Genomic DNA, 22,410 nt, shown 5'->3' with positions numbered 1-22,410 from the left:
AACTATTCTTGGACGAGAGGGGTTAGAACAAGCCTTCTCTATTCGGAAGCCGGCTGATCTGACGAGTCGTCCTGATCGGATCCGTCGTCCTGATCGTTCGCCTGTTGCCCTTGGGGGGACAGCGTCAGCTGAAGCGTCCACTGACTGCCGATTTTAGCCGCTTTCTGACTCGTGACATAACCTTCTCCGTCGACCGTGAACGGAACCTGCAGGAGCGAGCACATCTCAATGGCGTCCCGCAACGACAATCCCGTCAGATCAGGCACCCCGCCTTGTTGCGTGGCGGTAAGCAAATAGATGCGCTGGGAATCCGGCATGACGCTGCCCGCTTTCGGAAGCTGCTGAAGCACCTTCGTGCCTTTGCCCAGCACGCCGACCGGGAAGTTCTTCTGCTTTAACGCCGATTGAGCCTGAGACACCGTCATGCCGACGACGTCAGGCACCTTCGCCGTGATCTCGGCGCTTGCGGCCGTATGGGCAGCCGAGATCGACGACGCCTCCAGCTTCGGCATATTCGGCTTCACGCCGAGATGCTCCAGCGACTGGCCCATGATTTCTTTGAAGATCGGCCCGATGAGCGTGCCGCCGAAGGCGCTTTCCGCCTGCGGTTCGTCCATGATGACGTACAACACGATTTTCGGAGCTTCTACCGGGGCATATCCGATGAACGATACGACGAACCGGTCTTTGGCGTAACCGCTGCCGTTAGGATCCGTTTGCCCGCCCGTGCTGACTTTCTGCGCGGTGCCGGTCTTGCCTGCGATCCTGTAGCCCGGGATGTACGCCAGCTTGCCGGAGCCGATCTCTCGGTCGCTGACAACCTGTTCCAAGTAATCGCCTACTTTGCGGGACGTCTCCTCGGATATAACCTGGCGAATCACCTTCGGTTCCGTCACGATTTTCTCGCCGGTCTCGTTATTCGTGATCGATTTTACGATGTGCGGCTCAAGCAGCTTGCCTCCGTTCGCGACGGCCGCGACGGCCGTTACCTGCTGAATCGGCGTGACGAGAACTTTACCTTGTCCGATCGCTGCGGTCGCGACTTCGGACGGGTAATCCAAGCTGTATGGACGCGACACCTCGTTAGGCAGCTCGATGCCCGTTTTCTGGCCGAACCCGAAATTGTTGATGTAGTTGACCAGACGTTCTTTGCCCAACCGCTCATAGCCAAGCGTTACGAACGCGACGTTACTGGAGTGCTTGAGCCCGTCCAGCATCGAGATTTCGCCCCAGCCCGTGTAGTTGTAATCGCGGATCGGCTTGTCTTTCTCGGTATACTTGATTCGGCCGGACATGTACATCTCGTTCGGGTCGAACAAGCCTTCCTGAACGGCTCCTGCCAACGTAACGATCTTAAACGTCGAGCCCGGCTCGTAGAGCGATTGGATCGCGTTATTGCGGAATGCGGCTTGATTGTTCGAATAATCCCAGTAATTGTTCGGATTAAAATCAGGCATGCTCGACATGCCGAGAATCTCCATCGTATTCGGATCCGCGGCAATCGCCGTAATACTGATCGGTTTATACTTCTCATAGGCTTTGCGCAACGCCTCTTCGATGTAGAACTGAATGTCCCTATCGATCGTCAGCGTAACGTCGTTCCCGTTAATGGCTTGCTTGAAATCCAGCTCCCCGTTAGGCAGTTGGGTTCTCGTGCCGTCCTTCTGGTATTTGATGAAGCCCGGTTCGCCCTTCAGCTGATCGTTCAGCTCTTTCTCAAGTCCGATGACCGCTTCGCCTTCCTTACTCTCGTAACCGAGAATTTGCGAAGCGAGCGCGCCGTTCGGATAATAACGCTTCGTATCCTCGACGAAATAGAGACCGACATCGTTCGTTCCGGTCTGCTTGCGAAGCGAGTCGCGGAATTCGCTCAGCGCGTCTTTGACCGCCTTATCGACTTTCCAGCCGTCAGGACGTATTTCCCGCTGATCGCGCAGCTCCCCGTTATCTTTCTTCGATGTTGCAGCTTTGCGAAGATCGCTTTCGCCGGTCCCGAGCACTTCGCGCAGCTTGGCGACGATCTGATCGGTCAGCTTCCATTCCGGATGCTTCTGCTCAAGTTCGTTCAACCTTTTCGGCCCTACCGCGACCGTATAGGCGAGCGCGTCCGCGGCCAGCACTTTGCCGTCCCGATCTAGGAGCATGCCCCGCTCCTGCTTGATCGTCTCGCTCGTAATCCACGTTTTCATCGCTTGCGCCGACCAGAAATCCGCTTTGACGACTTGAACCCAGTAAAGCCTGAAGATTAAACCGACAAATAGGAGGGTGAAAAACCCTCCCATTAACAGCGTTCTGAGCTTTATTCGTTTCGTCATCCGTTAGCCCTCTTCACACGCCGGCCCGCGCTACGGCTTCGCGACAACGGCTTGATCGCCGCCGCTCGAAGTGATCGTGATGCTGCGGTTTTCGACCTGTACCATTCCGTAGCCTGCAGCCAAATCTCGAATTCTTTTCATATCGCTTAGATGTTCTACTTCCCTTTGAAGCTCTTTCATATGCTCGGTCGTCTGCGTGTATTGGCGAGTCGTATCTTGAATTTGCCCGTTGATTTGATAGATTTCAGCGTAACGATAAATGATGAGGCCCGCTACGAGAACGACGACGGCGACCGTAACTAAGTATAACAGCTTTTCTCCCATTGTGATCGACCGGCGGCGAACGACTTTATTTACCTGCTGCGACTGCTGGCGCGCGGGCGATTGCGGTTGTTCTTGAACGCGTTCCGGCCTAAGCGCAAGGTTGCCGTAATATTGCATTCGTCTTTTTCCCCTCTCGTAATTTGGTGTTGTATTTAGGAACCCGCTTTTGCGAGTTTTTCGGCGATTCTTAACTTGGATGATCTAGCGCGCGGATTCGCTTCCAGCTCCGCCTCTGTCGGCACGATCGGCTTGCGAGGCGTCAGCTTGAGCCTGCCGTCCCCGCCGCCGCATACGCATACCGGAAAATCCGGCGGGCAGCTGCAGCTTGCCAGTTCGCTGGCGAACGTCTGTTTGCAAATCCGATCCTCCAGCGAGTGGAACGTAATGACCGCGATCCGCCCTCCGGGGCCGACGCAATCGATGGCTTGTTCCAGCGCGTCTTGGAAAGCGCCAAGCTCGTCGTTCACCGCGATGCGTAGCGCTTGAAACGAGCGCTTGGCAGGATGCGGTCCCGTGCGGCGCGTAGCGGCCGGAATCGACGACTTGATAATCTCCGCGAGCTCGCCCGTCTTCAGGATGGGCGCTTTCTGTCTTGCTTTGACGATGTTCGCGGCGATTTTGCGCGCGAACTTCTCTTCCCCGTAATCGCGAAGGATGTCCGCGATCTCCCGCTCGTCCCATTCGTTGACGATCGTCTTCGCCGTAAGGGGCTCGTCTCGGTCCATTCGCATGTCCAGATCCGCGTCATGGTTGTAGCTGAAGCCCCGATCGGCTTCATCCAGCTGCGGGCTGGATACGCCGAGATCGAACAGCACGCCGTCCACTTGCGGACAGCCGTCTTGCTCCGGCACTCCGACTTCGCGAAGCGCCTGCTTAAGGTAGCGGAAGTTGCTTTTCACCAGCGTAACGACCTTCTCGTAGGAAGCAAGCCTGATTCGCGCGTTCGCAAGCGCCGTTTCGTCTTGGTCGAAGGCGATCAGTCGGCCGCTTGGCCCAAGCTGGCTGGCGATCAACTCGCTATGCCCCGCTCCGCCTAACGTGCAATCGACGTAAATGCCGTCCGGACGAATATTCAAACCTTTTACCGATTCCTCTTTCAATACCGTTACGTGATGAAACATCGTTCCTGCCCCCCGGCACCCTGAAGTCGGGTCCGTCTTTCTTGTGTAAGTCTATATGCTTTGTAGAAGTTGTTAGCTCATTAGAAGTTGAAATCGAAGTCGACGAGCTTCTCCGCGATCTCGTTGAAAGAGTCTTCGGATGCTTTGGAATATTGTTCCCAAGTCGCTTTATCCCAAATCTCTACCCGGCTGGATACGCCGATGACCGTGCATTCCTTATCCAGCTTGGCGTATTCCCTTAAGTGGTTCGGCACGTTTACCCTTCCCTGTTTATCCCACTCGCATTCCGATGCGCCCGAGAACAGGAGCCTGGAGAACGCGCGCGCGTTGGCGGCCATCGAAGGCAAAGCTTTCATTCGCTCTTCGAGCGCATTCCATTCCTTGCGTGGATAAACGAACAAGCAGTTGTCCAAGCCGCGGGTGATGATGAAATCTATGCCGAGAGCTTCGCGGAATTTCGCCGGGATAATAATGCGTCCCTTGTCGTCAATGCTATGCTGAAATTCGCCCAGAAACATTCGCTCTCCGCACCCCCCATCCTCCACCACTTTCCACCACTTTTAACCACTTATAATGATTATTCGCATCATAAAATAAAAATCCTGCCTCGTTAGCAGGATTTTGAAAAAAATATTTTAGGGACTAAAAGACATTGTTCTCTCTTTAATAGCAGCTTTCTTCTATATTTCCTTGCGATCGACTTCGTTCGTGTCCGGGGTTTCCTCCTCTTTCGACGAGATGCGCTCCGATTCGTCTTCGTCGCCTTCCGCGGTGTCGCTCAAGCTCCGATTGTGAGCGATCATCTCTCTTCTTCTCGCTTCGGCGCTCGCCCTTCTTGCCGCATGCCGTCTCCTCATGACGACATAAGCCGGAATGCCGATTACCGTCAGTACGACGAGTACCGGAAGCAGCGCGGCGATCACGACGAGCAAGCCTTCGCCGAACTGCCTAAGCACGTTCGCGCTGCCGGATAACGCGTCGTAGATGCGGTCGCCGAAGCTTTTGTCCTCCGGCTCTTCCTCTGCTTTCGCTTCTGCGTGCTCGCTCTGATAGAGACGAATGCTGACCGTGGAGAACGCGACGTTCTGATCGAGATAACGCATTCTTCCTTTAAGCTGTTCGATCTCCTCTTGCACGCGCGCCAATTCGTTGGAGAACTTGACCAAATCGTCGGTTCTCGTCGCTTTGTCCATAAAGCCGAGCAGACGTTCCTCGACGACTTGCTTCGCTTTCAGCCGCGCGCCGAGATCCACGTATTCTTCGGTAACGTCGTTCCCTTGCAGATCGCGTTCTTGATAGATCGTTTTGATTTTCTTTAGCCCGTCGAGGAAAGAGTTAAAACCGTTCGATGGGACTTTGACGACATAGCTCGCGCCTTTCTCGTCCGGATTGCGGCTGTCGTTGAACTGCAGAATGTACGCGCCCGGCGACATATGAATGAGATTCGTAAGCTGCTCCTCGGCCGTCTCGAACTTCTCCACTTTCATGACCATGTTCGCCCGGTAGATGACTTTGCGATCCATGCCCGCGGCGTTGTCCGAGTTCGCGCCGATGCCTCCGCCGACTGCTGCCTGGCTCCCTCCGAGCGCTTGGCTTTCCGCTTCCGGCATCTCGGGAGCCTCCGACGCCGCAGAGGCCCCTTCGGAGACGGGGGCCCCGTATTGGTCGTTCATCGCGAAAGCGGAATCGGCCTCGTTGTAATTAGCAACCGACTTGGCTGCATTCGCTTGCGGCGCTTCCGCCACAGCCGCGTCTTCGTCTGCATCATTGCTAGAGCATGCCGCTAGCCCGAGCATCAGTAGTACCGCCATCGCGATTCCAAGCAAGGCTTTAAGCTTGCTCCGTCTGTTTCCCTTCATCTCTGATCTCCCCTTTTCGGTTTCTAATGCCCTAGACGAGGGGAGACAAGAAAAGGTTTCCAATAATGGGGGGAGGTAAAAAATCTTCTTTATAACGATATCCCCGTCGCTCAGGAACGGATGACGCACGCATTAGCGCGGTGCTACCGAGTTACTGAGACGGAATTGGCGTGGACGCACGCATTAGCGCGGCGTCACCGGGTTACGTCGAACAGTTGTAGACGGAATACAGGGTACTGAGCGAAGGGGATACCGTTATAAAGGGAGCGAAAACATGGAATAGCCCACCCAAGTCGCAATGTCGTTTACGAAACACCATGAGCTATAATCGATCAACCGACGAATGATGGATACTCAACGTGTCTCTGCCGGAATTTCGCGCACCACAGCAAAAATCCCGCTGCGCGACAACCGCGCATGCGGGATTTCCGTAAGTCAACTTCTCTATTAGTGAGCCGTCCAGCTCTCCAAGTAAGCCTTTTGTTCTTCGGACAAAGTGTCGATCGAGATGCCGAGCGACTCCAGCTTCGTCCGCGCCACTTGCTCGTCGAGCTCGTAAGGCACGTTCACGACTTTGCTGCCGATTTGCTTGTAGTTCTCGTTCACGTAGCGAAGCGACAACGCTTGAAGCGCGAACGTCATATCCATGATTTCCGCCGGATGCCCGTCGCCCGCCGCCAGGTTGACGAGACGTCCTTCCGCCAGCACGTAAATGCGGCGGCCGTCCTTCAGCGTGTACTCCTCGATGTTACGGCGAACGATGCGTTTGCTCGTCGACATGGCCGCCAGCTCGACCAGGTTCACTTCGATGTCGAAGTGGCCCGCGTTGGACAGAATCGCGCCGTCCTTCATATTCGCGATATGTTCGCCGCGGATAACGTCTTTATTACCGGTCACCGTGACGAAGAACTCGCCGACTTTGGCCGCTTCGGCCATCGACAGCACCGTAAAGCCGTCCATGTACGCTTCGACCGCGCGAATCGCGTCGACTTCGGTTACGATGACGTTGGCGCCTAGCCCTTTGGCGCGCATCGCGACGCCTTTGCCGCACCAACCGTAGCCGTTGACGACGACGTTCTTGCCCGCCACGACCAAGTTCGTCGTCCGGTTAATGCCGTCCCATACCGATTGTCCCGTGCCGTAACGGTTATCGAACAAGTACTTGCAGAACGCATCGTTGACCGCGACCATCGGGAACTTGAGCGAGCCGTCTTTCTCCATCGCCTTCAGGCGCAGAATGCCGGTCGTCGTCTCTTCCGCGCCGCCGCGCACGTTAGCCAGCAAATCCTGACGCTCGGCGTGCAGAATCGATACGAGGTCGCCGCCGTCGTCGATGATGAGGTCGGGCTTCGTCTCCAACGTTCGAACCATCAGTTCCTTATACTCGACCGGGTCCGGATTGTACTTCGCGAATACGGTGACGCCGTCTTCGACTAGCGCCGCACACACGTCGTCTTGCGTGGACAGCGGATTGCTGCCGGTAATGACGACTTCGGCGCCGCCGGCCTGCACGACTTTGGCCAGATAGGCCGTCTTCGCTTCCAGGTGAAGAGAGATGGCCACGCGAAGTCCTTTGAACGGCTGGTCGCGTTCGAACTGCTCGCGAATTCGGTTCAGCACGGGCATATGCGCTTGAACCCAATCGATCTTAAGTTTTCCTTCAGGTGCTAGTGCTAGGTCGCGCACGATGCTTTTCGTCTTCGTCGTCATTAATAATTCCCCCCATTGTATTCTTTCATCGGAACCAAGCTCTCGACGACGCGCTGGCCGCCCATCACCTCGTAAGGGACGTTCAGCCATTGAGATAGCCATGCCGAGCCGTATCGGTTCCAGTAATGAATCGTTCCGTATACTCTTTCCTGCGGCTTGCCGAGCGGAGAGAGCGTAACCTGAATACGATCCCATTGCCGGAGCGCTGCTTCATGCTGTTTGGCGATCGCGTCGATAGATCGTGATTCCAAGTAAGACATTTGCTCCAAGATCCGATCCCGGTTGCTCTCCGCCAGCTTGGCCAATCCCGGTTGCAACGAACCGACCGCATCCATGATCGGCGCGTACAGGCTCGCGAATTGCATTCTAGCTTGCTCGAACTTCTCTTCGAGATTCCACCTGTCTTGACGGCTAAGCCACTGCGCCTTCCGGTCTGTCCATTCATGCAATGCGGCTTCGATCGATAGTTCGTATTTGTCCATCAGCTTCCCGATCGTATGCGGCACATAGGTGAAAGATTGGCGAGGTATCAATAAGGGCATCGAGAATTGAAAAGCTTCGAAAGCCGGTCCGAGAATTCCCCAATAGGCGAGCTCCGACGGACCAAGCACCGCTGCAAGCACCGGAAGCACGTAATCTTGCATTAGCGGCCGAGTGAGGGCGTTCGTGCTTAATTGCTCCGGCGCGGATTCCGTCAGGGCAAGCAATTGCTCTCTCGTATAGACGACGTTGCCTCTGCGGTCTACGAAACCGTCCCCATCCTTATGAAGCAACAATCTGCCTTGCTCATGATGCAGGAACAGATTGGCGCTGCGGTCCGCAATTTCCGCTTGCAACGGAAAGCCCCGCCCGCTGACGCGTTGCTCGCCCAGCTTCAACGCTCGCTCCAGATCGTCATTGCGTCCGATCAAGTCGCGGAACATGGGGCCTTCAAGAGCGCGCAGCGCCGGATCGTCCGCATCGAGAAGCACCAACCCCTCGCCGCCGAACCAATCGGCCAGCAGCCTTGCGAATGCCAAGCTAAGGGTAGGCGAATCCTCGACATAGCTTTGCAGGCGAGCGAGCAATTCAGGCTTAAATTCCGTATCGGGAAGCTGGGCGGCCAACTCCTGCAGCGAAGCCCGCCATTCCTCCGCCGAGATCGGCGTCCGGCTTACGGCCAGGCGCGGACCTTCCGGACGGTCGATGCGAAGCCGTCTTACGCTGCCGTCCGCCGCTTGGATGTTGACGTGATTCGCTTCGTCGAAGTCGTGGTCCTCGCCCGCGATCCAGAAGACCGGAACGACGGGTCTTCCAAGCAGTTTCTCCGCGTAGCGAGCGGTCTGGACTACGGTAAGCGCCTTGTAGAAGATGAGCAGCGCGCCGCCGAACAATCCCGCCTGCTGACCGCCGACGACGACTAGCGCGTCGCCTCGTTCAAGCTTGGCGATCGATTGATCGGCTTCAAGGCGCGCGGGCAGCCTGCGATGATATTCGCGAATGACCGAGGCGATTGCTCCTGTGCTTGCTCTGCGGTCGACCGTCGCGTCAAGCGCGGCCGCCCTGATGCGCCAATGGTCGGCATTAGCGGGATGCAGTCCGAATAATTCCGTTGCTTCCGTGCTTCCTTGACGGAACTTTTCGACGATTGACTTATCGTTACGTTCGGTTAATGAGGCAATATGCAAAGGGAGTGTCCCCCCCGATCTGTCAAATTAGATACACAGTTGATTGTACACAAGACCCGAATACTCGTCAAAAAGAAAAGAAGCCGCTCCCGATTGGATCAGCTCCTTGACTATGAGTTCGCTGCTTTTCCGAAGATGACGATGACTTCGACGAACATCAACAAGACGTATAAAACCGCCATGCCGAAAAACGAAAGCCGCCACACGGCCCTGAAAAGCTTGGCCGCGTCGACTTTGCCCCGTGCCCGGTTCTGCGCGTTGCCGATCAGTCCTGCGAGAATCAGCATGATCAATAGAATCAAATAAAGTCCGAACGACCCGCCGAAACGATTATTGATCAGAACGGCGACGGTAGTGATGAGGAAAACGGTCGTTACGTCCATTGCTTTGCGGATCGCCATCTTCCGGTCGCCGGTTCTAGCCCGCATAAAGAAAAAAACGATCAAAAACGGGATAATCGGCACTATGGCGACGCTTGCATACACATGCTTGAGCGCGTCGTAGATCGTACTCATCTTTTAATCTCCCTTGCCTGTATATGTGGCTTTCACGAGCGCGGTTACCGCCTCGTTCCAAGGCACCTTCCTGCCCTGCTCCGCGGCCAGTCGACACACGGAACCGTTAATCGCTTCGATCTCTGTCTCTCTTCCCGCAGCGACGTCCTGCAGCATGGACGATTCGTTATGTTTGGTGTTCTCGCAGACGGCCAGCACCGCCTGCCACATCGTTTCCCTCTCTTCCGCGAAACCGCGCGCTTGTACGATTTCGAACGTTTCGTCGAACAGGCTGCGCATCAACTCCAGCCGCTCCCGCGAGGTTGGCAGCTGCCCGTTCCTGATCCGCAGCAAGGCGGTAAGAGGATTTATGACGGCATTAACGAGCAATTTGCGCATAACGTCGCTTTCCAACTTGTTCGACAAAATAACGGAAAATCCTGCCTGTACCAGACTTCTTTCCAGCAAACCCGACTCTCCGATGCGGGTGTCTCCCCGGCCCGTATGGCGAACGGTCGTCGGCCCGTCCCGCTTAGCCCCTTCCGTCGTTACCGCCAGCATGATCTTCCGGTCCGGCAACGCCGCGCGCAGCTTCTCCGCGTGGCCGATGCCGTTCTGGAACAGGGCGACTTCGCCTCCGGACGGAACGATTGCCGCGAGCCGAACGACGAATTCCGGCGTTAACGCCGTCTGCTTCACGGTCAGTATCGTAAGCCCGTCCGCGACGGGAGCGCCCTCCCACGACGCGGCCCGAACTTTAGCGGTTACGTTCGGCGCGCCCGTAGCGACGTCTTCTATGGTTATCCCGTCCTCCGATAGTTTCCTCGCTTGCTCGGAGCTTCTCGTGACGACAGTCACCTCGGAGCCCGCAGCGGCGAGCTTCCCGGCCAGGAGCAAGCCCAGCGAGCCTCCCCCGACGATGCAATAAGCGGACATGGCGGTCTTCCTTCCCCATTCGTTCTCTATGTGCTTAAGATACCAAAGCAAAGCCCGCGAGGATAGTCCTCGCGGGCGACTCGGGTTGCCGGCTATTCGATTCGTTCGAGATTGCCGTTGGCGTCCATCTTGAATCTTGTCCGATCTTCGTCGACTTCTTCCGTTAGAAAAGCGAGCCTGCGAGCCCGGTCCATTATACGAATGAGCGCTTTATAGTCATCGTTCACGACTCTATAGTCCGTCTGTACCTCATTCACTTCTTTAGACAACCGTTCGTTCAGCTCTCTGTACTCGTTCAGCCGTTCTTCCTTCTCTTTCACGTCTTTCTCTAGCTGCCGGATCTGCCTGCTCATCTCTTGAACCGTGCTCTTCCACTGGCGCAAGTAGCGTATAATCGCTTCCAAAGACATCGATTCGGCGGATAATAGATCGTTCTTGCCGGTCGATTCGACTTCTTCGACGATCATCCGATCCGTTCCGGAAATCGTCGTGATGCCTTGCTTTTTCAAGTAATTGCGCTTCTGGCGCTGTTGTTTGGCAAGCCCGATCGCTTCGTCGTATCTTTTGCGAACGCAGCTATTCCAACGGAATCCGCATGCGGCGGACGTACGGGCGATTCGCTGTCCGACCTCTTCGAATGCCGCCAATTGGGTGCTGCCTTCCCGTATATGACGCAAGGTGACTTCCGCCAGGATCATATCGTCGTCCGGACTCCATGCGTCTTGTCTAATAGCCGTCATGGGAGCTATTCCCTCCTTGTTAAGTTCCGTCTGCTTACGTCTTTGTACATTTCTATGCCCGGAGTAGAATTCATAGAATCTATCGGATACTTCTATGTATAACCATTTTTTGAATCACTATACCTCCCGCTGTAAGCGCATTACCTAACCGCGCGTTCATAATTCGCCCGCCGTCGGGCAATGCTATTCGATAAAGCGAAAAGTTTGCCAATTCGTCACGAGTTGCGGTTTACACCATTTTGGGCAAAAGGTATAATATGCTTTAGTTAGAGAGGGGGATACTTCGTGGCACGTATGTTTCGGGTGCTTGGCTTCTGGACGCTGGTCATCGGTCTGATGGCATTCGCGGGCGATATGTATGAGATGTCGCTGCTGTTCTTCTTCCAGACGGCCGCATTCTTCTTGCTGGGATACTTGAACTTCTCGGAACGGACATACCTCATGATGTTCTGGGGATACATGGTTCTCGCATTCCTCGGGTTCACCTATTGGTCCGTATTCGAAATGGGAATTCCTTTGTAAAACCAACGACAACGAGCAAAACCGGGTATACGCAGACGACGATCTGCATGTACCCGGTTTTTATGTTGTCCCGTTAGGTTCGTTCGAAAATTTGCACTTTGAAAAGCTCGCTCATATTGTCGGATAGCAGCAATTGGCGGATGGCCCGATTACGCCTTGCGAGCGGATGAAAAGGATCCGCGTTCCGGTGTTCGGCGAGCTTGTCCATGACGCCGGATTCGACCAAGAATCGCTTCTGCGTCCCGTACCAAATCTGACGCCAGCCCGACTGCTCCGCCGCTCGGCGCATATGGCTAAAGTTGACGTGCGCGGTCAAATCCTGTTCGCCGGGAAGGATATAGGGATCGTTATGGGCGCGATGCTTGGCGTAACAGAGCAACGTCCCGTCCATGCGATGGGGCGCGGACAGTTCCCTGTCTTCGTCTCCGTAGTCGATGAGGACGAGCAGCGCCCGGTTCGTTCGCCGCGCTAAATCCCGAATCCATCCCGCTGCGTCCGGATTCACCTCGAACGTCTGGCCTTCCAATAACGTAATGCCTTGTTCCTCCAACCAAGCGGACCAATTCGTCCCGCTCCGCGGAAGCATACAGGAAACGAACGACTCGGAACGTTCGTCCCATGTTACGCCCCACTCGACAATCCGGCCGTCGCGTCTTGCGATCCGATGTACGGGAAACGCATCCAGCAGTTCGTTCGCTACGACGACGACGGGTCGATCGCTCCAATCGGGCAACCGGTCAAGCTGTCCGCCTACGACGCGCGCGATTCCGGCATCTATGTACGCGGCCAACTGTTCGCCGGCCTCTTGCCGATGTTCGGGATTTCCTTCGATCACCGTTAACGCGAATCGCTTCCCCGCCTCGCCGCTGTCCGACCAGGCATCCAACATCGCGCGGCTTAACCGTCCGGTCCCCCCGCCCCAATCGACGACTTCGACGGCGTCCGAACCGGCGAATCGTTCGTTCGTTAATCGGAGGATCGAGCTCGCCAATTGCTCTCCCATGATTTCCCCGACGTACGCGCTCGTATAGAAATCTCCCTCCCGGCCGACTCGCGTCTTGCCGGAACGATAATAGCCGTATTCGGGATGATAGAGACAAAGCGACATATAATGGTGAAAGGAGATCGCGGACAACTCCGCGATTTCCGCTCTAATGATCGCCGTTAACGGCGTGGTCGATCGATTGGCATCCATCGTATCGGTACCTTTCCCCATAGGTGCTGACCTATTATAATATTCAAGAACGACCGCATCCGAAAGGAGGAGTGGCATGCATCGGCTGAGATGGGCCGTTCTCATCGTTATCGCCTTGCTGCTTGTCATCGCCAGAGCCGAAGCGCTTGTTCCGGTTAACGCGGAGCCGATGGACGAAGAGACGAGGCAACTGCTCGAGAAAAGCTTATCCGTCGTCGAGCTGGACAGGGAAATCGAACGAATATCCAAGCTTCGCGAAGAGACGCAAGGGTCAATCGAGACGACCGAGCGAAGTCTGGAACAGCAAGAAATCGCGATCGTCGTGCAGCGCGAGAAAGCCGGGCGCATCCTTCGCGAATATTATATGGGTCACAAAGACTTCTGGCTGGACGCGCTATTATCGTCCAAATCGCTGCCCGACCTCATACGCGCGTGGGACATGATGGATATCGTCGTCAGGTCCGATCAGAAGACGATGGATCGCTACGCCGAACAATACGATGAGCTAAGGAACGGCTACGCCGTGCTGCAATCCCACAAGTCGGAGCTGGACTCGGTCTCCGAACAGCTCGTCGCCCAACGCAAGCGGATCACGGCGCTGCGGCAAGAGGTCGACAACGCGCTAGCCGCGAGCGGCGACTCCGAACTGATGAGACAACTCATGGACGAACTCCAAGCCTACTGGAACAACGTCGGGCTGTACGAGGTGAAGCAGCACTTCAGGGCGCTGGCGGACGCCATGCACGACTTGCCGCAGTGGGTCAAGGACACGCCGGGCATCCTGCAGACGAGCGGGCTTAAAGCCAAGCTGACCATCACCGACGAGCAGTTGAACGAATTCTTAAGATCCAAGGATAATCGGTTTGAACATTTCGCGTTTGCGTTCGATGACGGGTTGCTGACGATGAACGGCGACAACGGCAATATCAGCGTCATGATCCAAGGGCGGTACGAAGTCGTTAACGAGCCGGAGAATGCCATCCTCTTTCATGTCGATAAGCTCGTTTTCAACGGACTCGCCCTTCCGGATACGACGCGCGCGGATTTAGAGCGCGAATTCGATCTTGGTTTCTATCCGCAGAAGCTGATCAAGTACATAAAGGCTCAAAGCGTCTCGATGGAGGACGGAAAGCTAATCGTTGCGCTTAAAGTCGGTTAGCGACTAAGACCAATTCTGCTTCCACTCTTCTATCGAAAGCTGACTTGACGCGAACTGCTGCCATAACGACTTCAGCTTCAGCAGGCGCCCCGCAAGCTCCGGGCCGTCCATGGACGAAGCTTGGTTCGGGAACGATTGCCCGCCTCGCGAAGGCAACAGGTTCGAGAGACTGCCCGTATCGCCGTCATAGATGGATCGATAGACGGGCAGCCGATTTAACCTCTTCTCGTTCGCCGACTGGATGGAAGCATCCGTCATTTCCGAAATCCAAGTCATCGCCGCCTCCTCGACGGCCGTGCCGGAAGACATCACGTAACTCGTTCCGCGCGGCCATACGTAAGGCAGCCTCCATGAAGAATGATCGAGCTTCAGCTTGACCGAAGGATTGCCGTTATCCATCAGTTCCATGGCGACGGAATACGGTACGGCGGCGACCAGCGTATCTCCGCCGTACATCTGATCTCGGACCGTCGCGGCCGACGATGCGAATCTCATGCCTGCTCTGTACGCGTCGACAAGCTCAAGCGCATTCCCGAGCGGCGATGCTGCCCAGCTCTCTCCGCCGTCCGTCCATAGCGTGTCCGTTCGGGTGCCGGCCGCGTTCTCTAGCCAGGAGAGAAGCGCGTAAGGATCGTTGGGATCGATCGACAACCAACTGATCGGACCGGACGCAGGTTGGCTCGCATCCGCATCCTGCTGCCCGGCAGCGATGACCGGATTGCCGAACGTCTCTGCGCTCTTGGTTGCGACGGCTCCCCACTGCTCGATCGTCAGCGGCAACGAAACGCCGTTCCCGAGCCATTGTTCGAGCAGCGTCTCGTTCCATACGAGAACGTAAGGATCGAAATCAAGGGGGACTCCCCACTTATAATCGTTCCACTTCACGGGCGCGATCAGAGCATCGAACTGCTCCGCCTCGGCTTTCCCGACGAATGCGGCTTCAACGGGCAGCAAATAGCCGGAAGCGGCGAATTCGCTTACCCAATCGCTGCTTAGCAGCATAACGTCCGCCGCTTCTTCCATCTCCGAAGCCCGCTGAAAATATCGATAGGCGTTGTCCGGCTCCACGCGCGTGAGCGCCACCGTGATGTCTCGATGCCGCTTGCGAAATTCGACGTTCTGCTCGGCCAGCATTTGGAAAGCCTCTTCTTCCATCGCCACGGCTACGGACAAGCGGGCCGGCATCGCCAATTCGGCGGGCTCGGAGACGATGGCGGGCTCCGCCTGCGGAATCGCGACCGCCGGAACGGTTTGTGGCCGCGAAGTCTCCTTCCAAGGAGAGAGAATGAGCACCATCATGCCGACCAATATTAGGATTAGGGCGATCTTCCGACGCGCCACTGCAGTCACCTTTTTCATCGCATTGTGAAATACTGCTAATGCTACTCATCTCCATCATACAGGAATGATCCGGTACTGTCTCGTTTTTTTGGCAGCGCTTTAATAGAAGGAGGCACACTCTTATGCTTGTTCGGATTAACGGTATCGAGCTGATAATGAGCCCAATTAATAACCGCGTCACTCCGTCCGCCGATGTCATGACCGAAATCGTTAGGCTCGCGAAGCCGAGCGACCGAGCGGAGGAAATTCTAATGTTCGAGTCGCCGGAGATCGCGTCCGAAGCGGCAGACTTTCTTCATCGGCGAGAAGTCGATTACGAGAAGCTGGAGCTCTTAAGGATATCTCCGATGGCTTCCGCACGTTTCAAGGCCGGCGCATTATACGCGGATTATGCGATCCATGCCCGCTCGGGCAACGTCTATTTCGACCTTCATCTCGTCGCCGCGTTCCAGATAACGGCGACAAAGCCGGTAGCGGAACCCGCCCCGGCTTTGCTGCAATTGGAAGAGCACTTGATCGGCACGCTATCGTCAGCCCAGGGAAGCGTGCACCTTATCGACCGGCAACTGGCATCGCTGGCCGATCGCGTCGTGCAAGCCTATGGCTGCGCCGCGGCGTGGGAATATTAGAGTCGCTCCGTGGCGAGCTGCGCCAATCTCGAACGCTCTCCCTTCTCTAAGGTCACATGGCCGCTGATCCCTTCCTCCTTGAATCTATCGACCAAGTAAGTTAAACCGTTGCTTTGGGAGTCGAGATAAGGATGGTCGATCTGTTCGGGATCGCCCAGAAGGACGATTTTGCTGTTCTCCCCGACCCGCGATACGATCGTCTTCACTTCGTGCTTGCTTAAATTTTGCGCCTCGTCGATGATGATGAATTGCCCGGGAATCGATCGGCCTCGAATGTAGGTGAGCGCCTCGACTTGGATGCTCCCGAGCCCCATTAATATTTTATCGAGATCGGCGGACTTTTTGGTATCGAATAGATACTCCAGATTGTCGTAAATCGGCTGCATCCACGGACGCAGCTTCTCGTCCTTTTCCCCCGGCAAATAACCGATATCCTTGCCCATCGGCACGACGGGCCTCGCGATCAGCAGCTTCTTGAATTTATGCTCGTCTTCGACCTTCATCAGCCCTGCCGCGAGCGTAAGCAGCGTCTTGCCCGTCCCCGCCCTGCCCGTCAACGTGACAAGCGGGATATCGTCGTTCAACAGCAGCTCGAGAGCCATCCTCTGCTGGGCGTTGCGGGCGGTTATGCCCCACACCGGGTCGTTGCTCATATGCAGCGGCTCTAGCTTCTTCCCGTCGGGAGACACTTTAAGCAACGCCGACTTAGACGTTCCCAGCTCATCCCGCAGAATGACGAACTCATTCGGATGAAGCGAAGCTCTGATCCCCAATTGCTCGATCGCGAGAATTCTGAAGGAGTAAAATTCGTCGATGACGGACGGATGAACATGCAGCGTCAGATGTCCCGTATATTGATCGGATATGGACGGGACGTGATCGGATAAATAATCTTGCGCGGGAATGCCGAGAACGTCGGCTTTCACCCGCACGAGTACGTCCTTGCTGACGATGATGACCGGGCGCGGCTCGTCGCTCTCCTGCTCCTCCATATAATAATTCAACGCCACCGCGAGTATCCGGTTATCGTTGGTCATTTCCCCGAACGACTCCTGTACTCTGACGAACCGGCGATGATTCATTTCCACCTTTAGCAACCCGCCCTGAGGCAACGGTACTCCGTTGTGCAGTTGCCCGAGCTCCCGCATGCGATCCAGCTCCCGCGAGATGTTCCTGGCGTTGCGTCCGATCTCGTCGGCCAGCCTCTTCTTCGAGTCGATCTCTTCGAGCACGATGGAAGGTATGATGACTTCATTGTCTTCGAAGGCATACAAGGAGAGAGGATCATGCAGCAGCACGTTCGTATCGAGCACGTAAATTTTTCTCAATCGTATTCCCTCCCGGATCAGCGGATTAGCTTGCGATTAGTTTTCGTTTACGCTTTTGGCATTAACGTTACATAGTGCACGAACGACAGGGAACACTACAACCATCAATAATCCACTTCCTGTGAAAGCCGACGGCTTCGCGATAATCGCGTCGTTCTTTCGGCTTACCGGGCATCCCTCCAGACTAGGGTGGTGAACAAGACATGCAACGAAATATGAGAATCGCCTGCAGCTCGCTCCTATTGCTGTTGGGCATTGCAGCGAGCGTAACAGGCTGCGGAAACCGATCGGCGGCGCCGAACCAGAATAACGGCGGGGTTCAAGCGCAATCCACGAAGCCGTCCAGAATCGCCGGCGCGGATTCGAAGCAGGTTGCCGCTCATCTAGAGCAGCTTGCTCGCGGCATTCCGGGCGTTAAAGGCGCGAACTGCGTCGTGTTCGGCAATTACGCCATCGTCGGCATCGACGTCGACGACCGAATGGAGCGCGCGCAAGTCGGTACGGTGAAATACGCGGTAGCGGAAGCGTTCCGCAAAGATCCTTACGGGGTCGACGCGCTGGTGACCGCGGATATGGACCTTCGTCAACGGCTTCGCGAGATTAGGGCCGACATCCAAGGAGGAAGGCCGATTGCCGGCTTCGCGGAGGAGATGGCCGATATCGTCGGCCGGCTCGTGCCGCAAATTCCGCGCAACATCGTTCCTCCCAAGGCGCCCGAGAACCATGGTACGACTGAACGGAACGAACCCAATCCATGACGGACAAGCCGTTTATAAAGACGAAAAGCCCAGTGATAGGAGCATCACTGGGCTTTCTTCATCGCGTCGAACACTTGTCCATCCAAGCGGTCGGCGGCTCTTTTATCGTAGGTTTTCTCCACTTCCGGGCCAGCGGTCAGACGTGCGCCGTAGAACATGGCGTCTCTGACGGCCGTAATCTCGATGTCGACGCAAGCAAGCGGGAACGGAACGCCTTCGAGGTGATCCGTAACGATAACCGCTCTGCCGTAGATCGCATGGACGGACTCGCCTCCGAACAGCGTAACGCTTGTCTCGGGACTCTTCGCCATGTTGGCGACAAGACGGGACCGGGCATCCAAGGCAAGCCGCAGCCGCGTTGGATCTACGGCGTAAATCCACGAGATTGCGCTGGTCGTCGGACTGCCGCTATCGGCATCAACGGTGTGGAGGAGCACGAAGGTTTGCTTCTGAAGCTGCGCGTAAAGCGCGTCGTTGAGAACGGTTGTCGTATCTGCCATCCGCAGCCCTCCGTCACGTTACTGGCTCCATTATAGCATACGCGCCAATCGATTCCAACGGACAATCTGCCCGCGCGCGGCTTAATTGCCGGACGAAGACTCCGCGCCTTGCGTCGATTCCGGCGTCTCGGCCGGACGGCCTTCAGGGAGCAATTCCTCCCGCAGCGCCTGCTTCGCTTCCGTTAGCTTCTCTTGGTCTAGGACGACGTAAGGGCTGATCCATTCGCCTTCCAGCGGGATGAATCGGATCGCCGAGCTGTCGATGCCGAAGTACTTCTTGATCATCGCTTCGAGCTGCGATTCCGGAATGTCCGTGCGCATATTGTCTCCGACGGCGTTCAGGACGTCGTCGATCTTCGTAATGCTGCCGAACGACTTCAGCTTGTCGATAATCGCTCCCAGCACTTGGCTTTGGCGCTCGTTGCGCTCGAAGTCGCTCGACGGCGCCGTTCCGCGGTTCGACTTCCGGTACCGGACGAAGCCAAGAGCGTCTTCTCCGTCCAGCTCTTGTTCGCCGGCCACCAGATCGATGTTCGTGCCGTCGGCTTTATCGACCCATCTCATATCCTTGTCGACGTTAACCCTAACGCCATCGAGCGCGTCAACGACGTCTATGAACCCTTGGAAGTCGATGACGGCCGTATAATCGATATCGATTCCGAAAAACTTGCCTAGCATCTCCCGCGTATGATCGCGGGCGTAATCTTTCGCCGCTTCGCCTTCGAGCCCATTGTCATTGCGGGCGATGGAGTCGTAGATCGCGTACCAGGCGTTGGCCTTGTGTTTCTTATATCCTTCCAGCTTCAGATCGCTGTCTCGCGGAATGGAGACGACGGTCGCGGTCTTCGATATCGGGTTAAAAGCGGCAACCATAATGACGTCGGTATTCATGCTGCCTAGCTGCTTGCGATAGTCGAGGCCGAGCAGTACGATCGATACCGGCTTGACGCTCGCCTTCTGATCCTTCGGGATCGGAGGAGCGGTAGGGTCCTGATCGGCGATTTTATGTAGGTTATTCTTGCCGACCATGTACAGATAACCGGCGTAGGATGCCAAAGATATAATAACGAGCGATACTAGAATGAAGACGATTCTGCCCCAGCGAATCTTTCTCTTCTTCGTGCTCTTAGACGACCGAGTGCTGGCTCTGCTGCTCGATCGAGGCGGCATAGGTGTATGCTGATTCAATGCGGTTCCTCCCCGTCGTCCTCGCTTGCACCGTCAAGATCGCCTTGAATGCCGAACATTTCCCTGTTCAGTTGCTCTACGGCCTCGCGATCGAACCATACCGTGCGCGTCGTTCCGTCTTTGGCCGCATAAGTAACGTACACTTTCGCGGGCTCGACCGAAGCGACATCGAACGACGTCAATTCGTGATCTTCCGACAAAATTTGGGCAAAAAAGAGAAGCGTGTCCTTCGCCGCCTCGTCGTCGGGGCGAGCGGAGATTACCCACTTCATCTGAAGCCAATAGAAAAGCGCATCCATCAACGACATCGCTGTATCCCTCTCCTCTTAAGAAGGCTTGCTGTCTTTGCGGGAGTTACGTCTCTTATCGTACAGCTGGCGCAGCCGGAGCAGCAGCATCATCGCTACCGCTACCGACATGCACTGGATGATCGGGAGCCTGTCGAGCTGCATGATAAGCAGAATGCCGCAACCGGCCGCCATCATGAGATAGACGACGACCTCCTTCAGGATCGGGAGTCTTCCCGGTCTGAACACGGCGTTGAAAATATAGATCGTAAACGCAAGGATTAGCAGATAGGAGATGAGCTGATGCTCGTGAAACCATTGCTGCACGGATAATCCCTCCATCACTCAAAGCTGCATATGCTTATGAGCTTATACGCCGGCTTCCGCCGCTACGCGGCGTTGCTTCTCGTATCTGTCGCGCTCGCTCTTATTAAGCACTTTCTTGCGCAGACGCACGCTCTTAGGCGTAATTTCGCAAAGCTCGTCGTCGTTCAAATACTCGAGCGCTTCTTCCAAGGACATGAGACGCGGCGTTTTCATGCGTACCGTCTCTTCCTTGTTCGCCGTACGAATATTGTTCAACGCTTTTTCTTTGCAAATGTTAACGATGATGTCGGTGTCGCGCGTATGCTCGCCAACGATCATTCCTTCGTAGACTTCCGCGCCCGGTTCCAAGAATAGGATGCCGCGATCCTCGACGGAAAGCATGCCGTACATCGTCGACTTGCCCGTCTCGCTGGCGATGAGCACGCCTTGGTGGCGTCCGCCGACTTGGCCGACGACTAGCGGTCCGTAGCTGTCGAACGCATGGTTCATGACGCCGTAGCCGCGCGTCAGCGTCAGGAAGTTCGTGCGGTAACCGATCAAGCCGCGCGCCGGAATAAGGAATTCAAGCCGAATTTGGCCCGTTCCGTTGTTGATCATGTTGACCATCTCGGCTTTGCGCGTGCCCAAGCTTTCCATGACCGCGCCCATGCTTTCCTCCGGTACGTCGATCAGAAGACGTTCGATCGGCTCGCTCTTCACGCCGTCGATTTCCTTAATAATAACTTCAGGCTTGGATACTTGAAGCTCGAAGCCTTCGCGGCGCATGTTCTCGATCAGGATGCCGAGGTGAAGCTCGCCGCGTCCGCTGACGACGAAGGCGTCGGGACTGTCCGTCTCTTCCACGCGCAAGCTGACATCCGTCTCGAGTTCTTTGAACAGACGCTCGCGGAGGTTGCGCGATGTCACGAACTTGCCTTCTTTGCCGACGAACGGGCTGTTGTTGACGAGGAACGTCATCTGCAGCGTCGGCTCGTCGATCGCAAGAACCGGCAAAGCTTCCGGATTGGCGGGATCTGCGATCGTCTCGCCGATATTGATGTCCTTTAAGCCCGCGATCGCGACGATATCGCCGGCGGCGGCTTGATCGATCTCGACCCGCTTCAGCCCTTGGAAGCCGAAAAGCTTCTCGATACGGGCTTGACGCGCTTTACCTTCGCGATCAAGCACCGCGACGACTTGGCCTTGAGAAATTTTGCCGCGGTTCACGCGGCCGATCGCGATGCGGCCCATGTATTCGTTGTAATCGAGCAGCGTTACAAGGAATTGCAGCGGCGCTTCCGTATCTTCCTTCGGATACGGAATATGCTCGAGAATCATCTCGTACAGCGGCTCCATCGTCTGCTCCAGGCTATCCGGCGAATTGCCCGCGATGCCGTTCAAGCCGGACGCGTAGACGACCGGAAAGTCGAGCTGTTCGTCGTTCGCTTCGAGCTCGATGAAGAGCTCGAGAACTTCGTCGATGACTTCAGCCGGGCGAGCGGCCGGACGGTCGATTTTGTTCACGACTACGACAGGAGTCAAGCCGTGCTGCAACGCTTTGCGCAATACGAATTTCGTTTGCGGCATGCAGCCTTCGAACGCATCGACGACCAGCAATACGCCGTCGACCATCTTCATGATCCGTTCAACTTCTCCGCCGAAGTCGGCGTGTCCCGGCGTATCCACGATATTGATCAGGTTGCCTTTGTACTGGATCGCGGTGTTCTTAGCCAATATCGTAATTCCGCGTTCGCGTTCGATGTCGTTGGAGTCCATCGCGCGTTCTTGAACTTGTTCGTTCTCGCGGAACGTCCCGGATTGGCGAAGCAATTGGTCGACGAGCGTCGTCTTGCCATGGTCGACGTGAGCGATAATGGCGATATTGCGGATTTTTTCTCTAGCTTGCATGGTCCCACTCCTTATTTATGTCCGTGCTCAACGCAGTTATCGTTAAGTTAGGATTGTTGATCTTAGCAAGTACAAACCCTTAGCACAACAAAACGCCGACGCGAGGTCGACGTTACAGGACTT

22 protein-coding genes are annotated in these 22,410 nt (G+C 55.9%); 4 read left to right on the top strand and 18 right to left on the bottom strand.

Going from position 1 to position 22,410, the window contains the following annotated elements:
* Nucleotides 1–38 precede the first annotated feature (38 nt).
* From COHPA_RS0122195 to COHPA_RS0122150, 10 genes are all read right to left on the bottom strand, one after another.
* Entirely contained in the window at nt 39–2,315 is a 2,277-nt protein-coding gene (locus COHPA_RS0122195; RefSeq protein WP_027088343.1) for a penicillin-binding transpeptidase domain-containing protein, read from the bottom strand.
* 30 nt (nt 2,316–2,345) lie between these two features.
* Nucleotides 2,346–2,756 carry a cell division protein FtsL gene (gene ftsL, locus COHPA_RS0122190; protein WP_027088342.1) on the bottom strand — a complete coding sequence of 137 codons (411 nt, stop codon included), beginning with the start codon at nt 2,754–2,756 and terminating at the stop codon, nt 2,346–2,348.
* Nucleotides 2,757–2,791: 35 nt separating this feature from the next.
* The gene (gene rsmH, locus COHPA_RS0122185) at nt 2,792–3,760 is read right to left on the bottom strand and encodes a 16S rRNA (cytosine(1402)-N(4))-methyltransferase RsmH (protein WP_027088341.1); all 969 of its coding nucleotides are present in this window, start codon (nt 3,758–3,760) and stop codon (nt 2,792–2,794) included.
* A gap of 80 nt (nt 3,761–3,840) precedes the next feature.
* Nucleotides 3,841–4,278 carry a division/cell wall cluster transcriptional repressor MraZ gene (mraZ, locus tag COHPA_RS0122180; protein ID WP_027088340.1) on the bottom strand — a complete coding sequence of 146 codons (438 nt, stop codon included), beginning with the start codon at nt 4,276–4,278 and terminating at the stop codon, nt 3,841–3,843.
* Between the two features lie 162 nt (nt 4,279–4,440).
* On the bottom strand, nt 4,441–5,619 hold the full coding sequence (locus COHPA_RS24705) for a DUF4349 domain-containing protein (RefSeq protein WP_027088339.1): 1,179 nt from the start codon (nt 5,617–5,619) through the stop codon (nt 4,441–4,443).
* A gap of 447 nt (nt 5,620–6,066) precedes the next feature.
* Nucleotides 6,067–7,329 carry an adenosylhomocysteinase gene (locus COHPA_RS0122170; protein WP_027088338.1) on the bottom strand — a complete coding sequence of 421 codons (1,263 nt, stop codon included), beginning with the start codon at nt 7,327–7,329 and terminating at the stop codon, nt 6,067–6,069.
* Nucleotides 7,329–8,996 carry a bacillithiol biosynthesis cysteine-adding enzyme BshC gene (gene bshC / locus COHPA_RS0122165; RefSeq protein ID WP_027088337.1) on the bottom strand — a complete coding sequence of 556 codons (1,668 nt, stop codon included), beginning with the start codon at nt 8,994–8,996 and terminating at the stop codon, nt 7,329–7,331. Before bshC ends, COHPA_RS0122170 begins: the two co-directional genes overlap by 1 nt.
* Before the next feature lie 110 nt (nt 8,997–9,106).
* The gene (locus tag COHPA_RS0122160; RefSeq protein WP_027088336.1) at nt 9,107–9,511 is read right to left on the bottom strand and encodes a DUF3397 domain-containing protein; all 405 of its coding nucleotides are present in this window, start codon (nt 9,509–9,511) and stop codon (nt 9,107–9,109) included.
* A gap of 3 nt (nt 9,512–9,514) precedes the next feature.
* Nucleotides 9,515–10,426: a ketopantoate reductase family protein gene (locus COHPA_RS0122155; protein ID WP_027088335.1), complete on the bottom strand. Its 912-nt coding sequence runs from the start codon at nt 10,424–10,426 to the stop codon at nt 9,515–9,517.
* Between the two features lie 92 nt (nt 10,427–10,518).
* Nucleotides 10,519–11,166: an RsfA family transcriptional regulator gene (locus tag COHPA_RS0122150; protein WP_027088334.1), complete on the bottom strand. Its 648-nt coding sequence runs from the start codon at nt 11,164–11,166 to the stop codon at nt 10,519–10,521.
* A 285-nt stretch (nt 11,167–11,451) separates the two neighbouring features.
* Here COHPA_RS0122150 and COHPA_RS0122145 point away from each other — a divergent pair, with 285 nt between their 5' ends.
* A complete protein-coding gene (locus COHPA_RS0122145; protein ID WP_035119740.1) occupies nt 11,452–11,688 on the top strand; it encodes a DUF2626 domain-containing protein in 237 nt (78 codons plus the stop codon).
* 73 nt (nt 11,689–11,761) lie between these two features.
* On the opposite strand, the gene COHPA_RS0122140 is transcribed toward COHPA_RS0122145, so the two are convergent.
* Nucleotides 11,762–12,883 (bottom strand): class I SAM-dependent methyltransferase, encoded by a 1,122-nt coding sequence (locus tag COHPA_RS0122140; protein WP_035119737.1) that lies wholly within the window; start codon nt 12,881–12,883, stop codon nt 11,762–11,764.
* A 76-nt stretch (nt 12,884–12,959) separates the two neighbouring features.
* On the opposite strand from COHPA_RS0122140, the gene COHPA_RS0122135 reads away from it, so the two are divergent.
* Complete coding sequence (locus tag COHPA_RS0122135) at nt 12,960–14,042, top strand: coiled-coil domain-containing protein (RefSeq protein ID WP_027088331.1); 1,083 nt, start codon at nt 12,960–12,962, stop codon at nt 14,040–14,042.
* Between the two features lie 3 nt (nt 14,043–14,045).
* Here the strand turns inward: COHPA_RS0122135 and COHPA_RS0122130 are convergent, their stop codons facing one another.
* Nucleotides 14,046–15,383: an extracellular solute-binding protein gene (locus COHPA_RS0122130; RefSeq protein WP_027088330.1), complete on the bottom strand. Its 1,338-nt coding sequence runs from the start codon at nt 15,381–15,383 to the stop codon at nt 14,046–14,048.
* Between the two features lie 122 nt (nt 15,384–15,505).
* Here COHPA_RS0122130 and COHPA_RS0122125 point away from each other — a divergent pair, with 122 nt between their 5' ends.
* Entirely contained in the window at nt 15,506–16,012 is a 507-nt protein-coding gene (locus COHPA_RS0122125; RefSeq protein ID WP_027088329.1) for a hypothetical protein, read from the top strand.
* On the opposite strand, the gene COHPA_RS0122120 is transcribed toward COHPA_RS0122125, so the two are convergent.
* The gene (locus tag COHPA_RS0122120) at nt 16,009–17,340 is read right to left on the bottom strand and encodes a PhoH family protein (protein WP_027088328.1); all 1,332 of its coding nucleotides are present in this window, start codon (nt 17,338–17,340) and stop codon (nt 16,009–16,011) included. The genes COHPA_RS0122125 and COHPA_RS0122120 overlap by 4 nt on opposite strands.
* A gap of 203 nt (nt 17,341–17,543) precedes the next feature.
* On the opposite strand from COHPA_RS0122120, the gene COHPA_RS0122115 reads away from it, so the two are divergent.
* The gene (locus tag COHPA_RS0122115) at nt 17,544–18,098 is read left to right on the top strand and encodes a YhcN/YlaJ family sporulation lipoprotein (RefSeq protein ID WP_027088327.1); all 555 of its coding nucleotides are present in this window, start codon (nt 17,544–17,546) and stop codon (nt 18,096–18,098) included.
* A 44-nt stretch (nt 18,099–18,142) separates the two neighbouring features.
* Here COHPA_RS0122115 and COHPA_RS0122110 read toward each other — a convergent pair whose 3' ends face one another.
* The 5 genes from COHPA_RS0122110 to typA form a co-directional block, all read right to left on the bottom strand.
* The gene (locus COHPA_RS0122110) at nt 18,143–18,598 is read right to left on the bottom strand and encodes a pyridoxamine 5'-phosphate oxidase family protein (protein WP_027088326.1); all 456 of its coding nucleotides are present in this window, start codon (nt 18,596–18,598) and stop codon (nt 18,143–18,145) included.
* A gap of 81 nt (nt 18,599–18,679) precedes the next feature.
* The gene (locus COHPA_RS0122105; protein WP_051421772.1) at nt 18,680–19,786 is read right to left on the bottom strand and encodes an LCP family protein; all 1,107 of its coding nucleotides are present in this window, start codon (nt 19,784–19,786) and stop codon (nt 18,680–18,682) included.
* A complete protein-coding gene (locus tag COHPA_RS0122100) occupies nt 19,783–20,094 on the bottom strand; it encodes a hypothetical protein (RefSeq protein WP_027088324.1) in 312 nt (103 codons plus the stop codon). The genes COHPA_RS0122105 and COHPA_RS0122100 overlap by 4 nt, the downstream gene beginning before the upstream one ends.
* A gap of 18 nt (nt 20,095–20,112) precedes the next feature.
* Nucleotides 20,113–20,400 (bottom strand): YlaH-like family protein, encoded by a 288-nt coding sequence (locus COHPA_RS0122095; RefSeq protein ID WP_027088323.1) that lies wholly within the window; start codon nt 20,398–20,400, stop codon nt 20,113–20,115.
* A gap of 42 nt (nt 20,401–20,442) precedes the next feature.
* The gene (gene typA, locus COHPA_RS0122090; RefSeq protein ID WP_027088322.1) at nt 20,443–22,287 is read right to left on the bottom strand and encodes a translational GTPase TypA; all 1,845 of its coding nucleotides are present in this window, start codon (nt 22,285–22,287) and stop codon (nt 20,443–20,445) included.
* Between the last annotated feature and the right edge of the window lie 123 nt (nt 22,288–22,410).

This window comes from Cohnella panacarvi Gsoil 349 (genome assembly GCF_000515335.1).
Classification (GTDB): domain Bacteria; phylum Bacillota; class Bacilli; order Paenibacillales; family Paenibacillaceae; genus Cohnella; species Cohnella panacarvi.
Note: the sequence above shows the minus strand (reverse complement) of the source record. Positions and strands in the feature narration are given on the sequence as shown.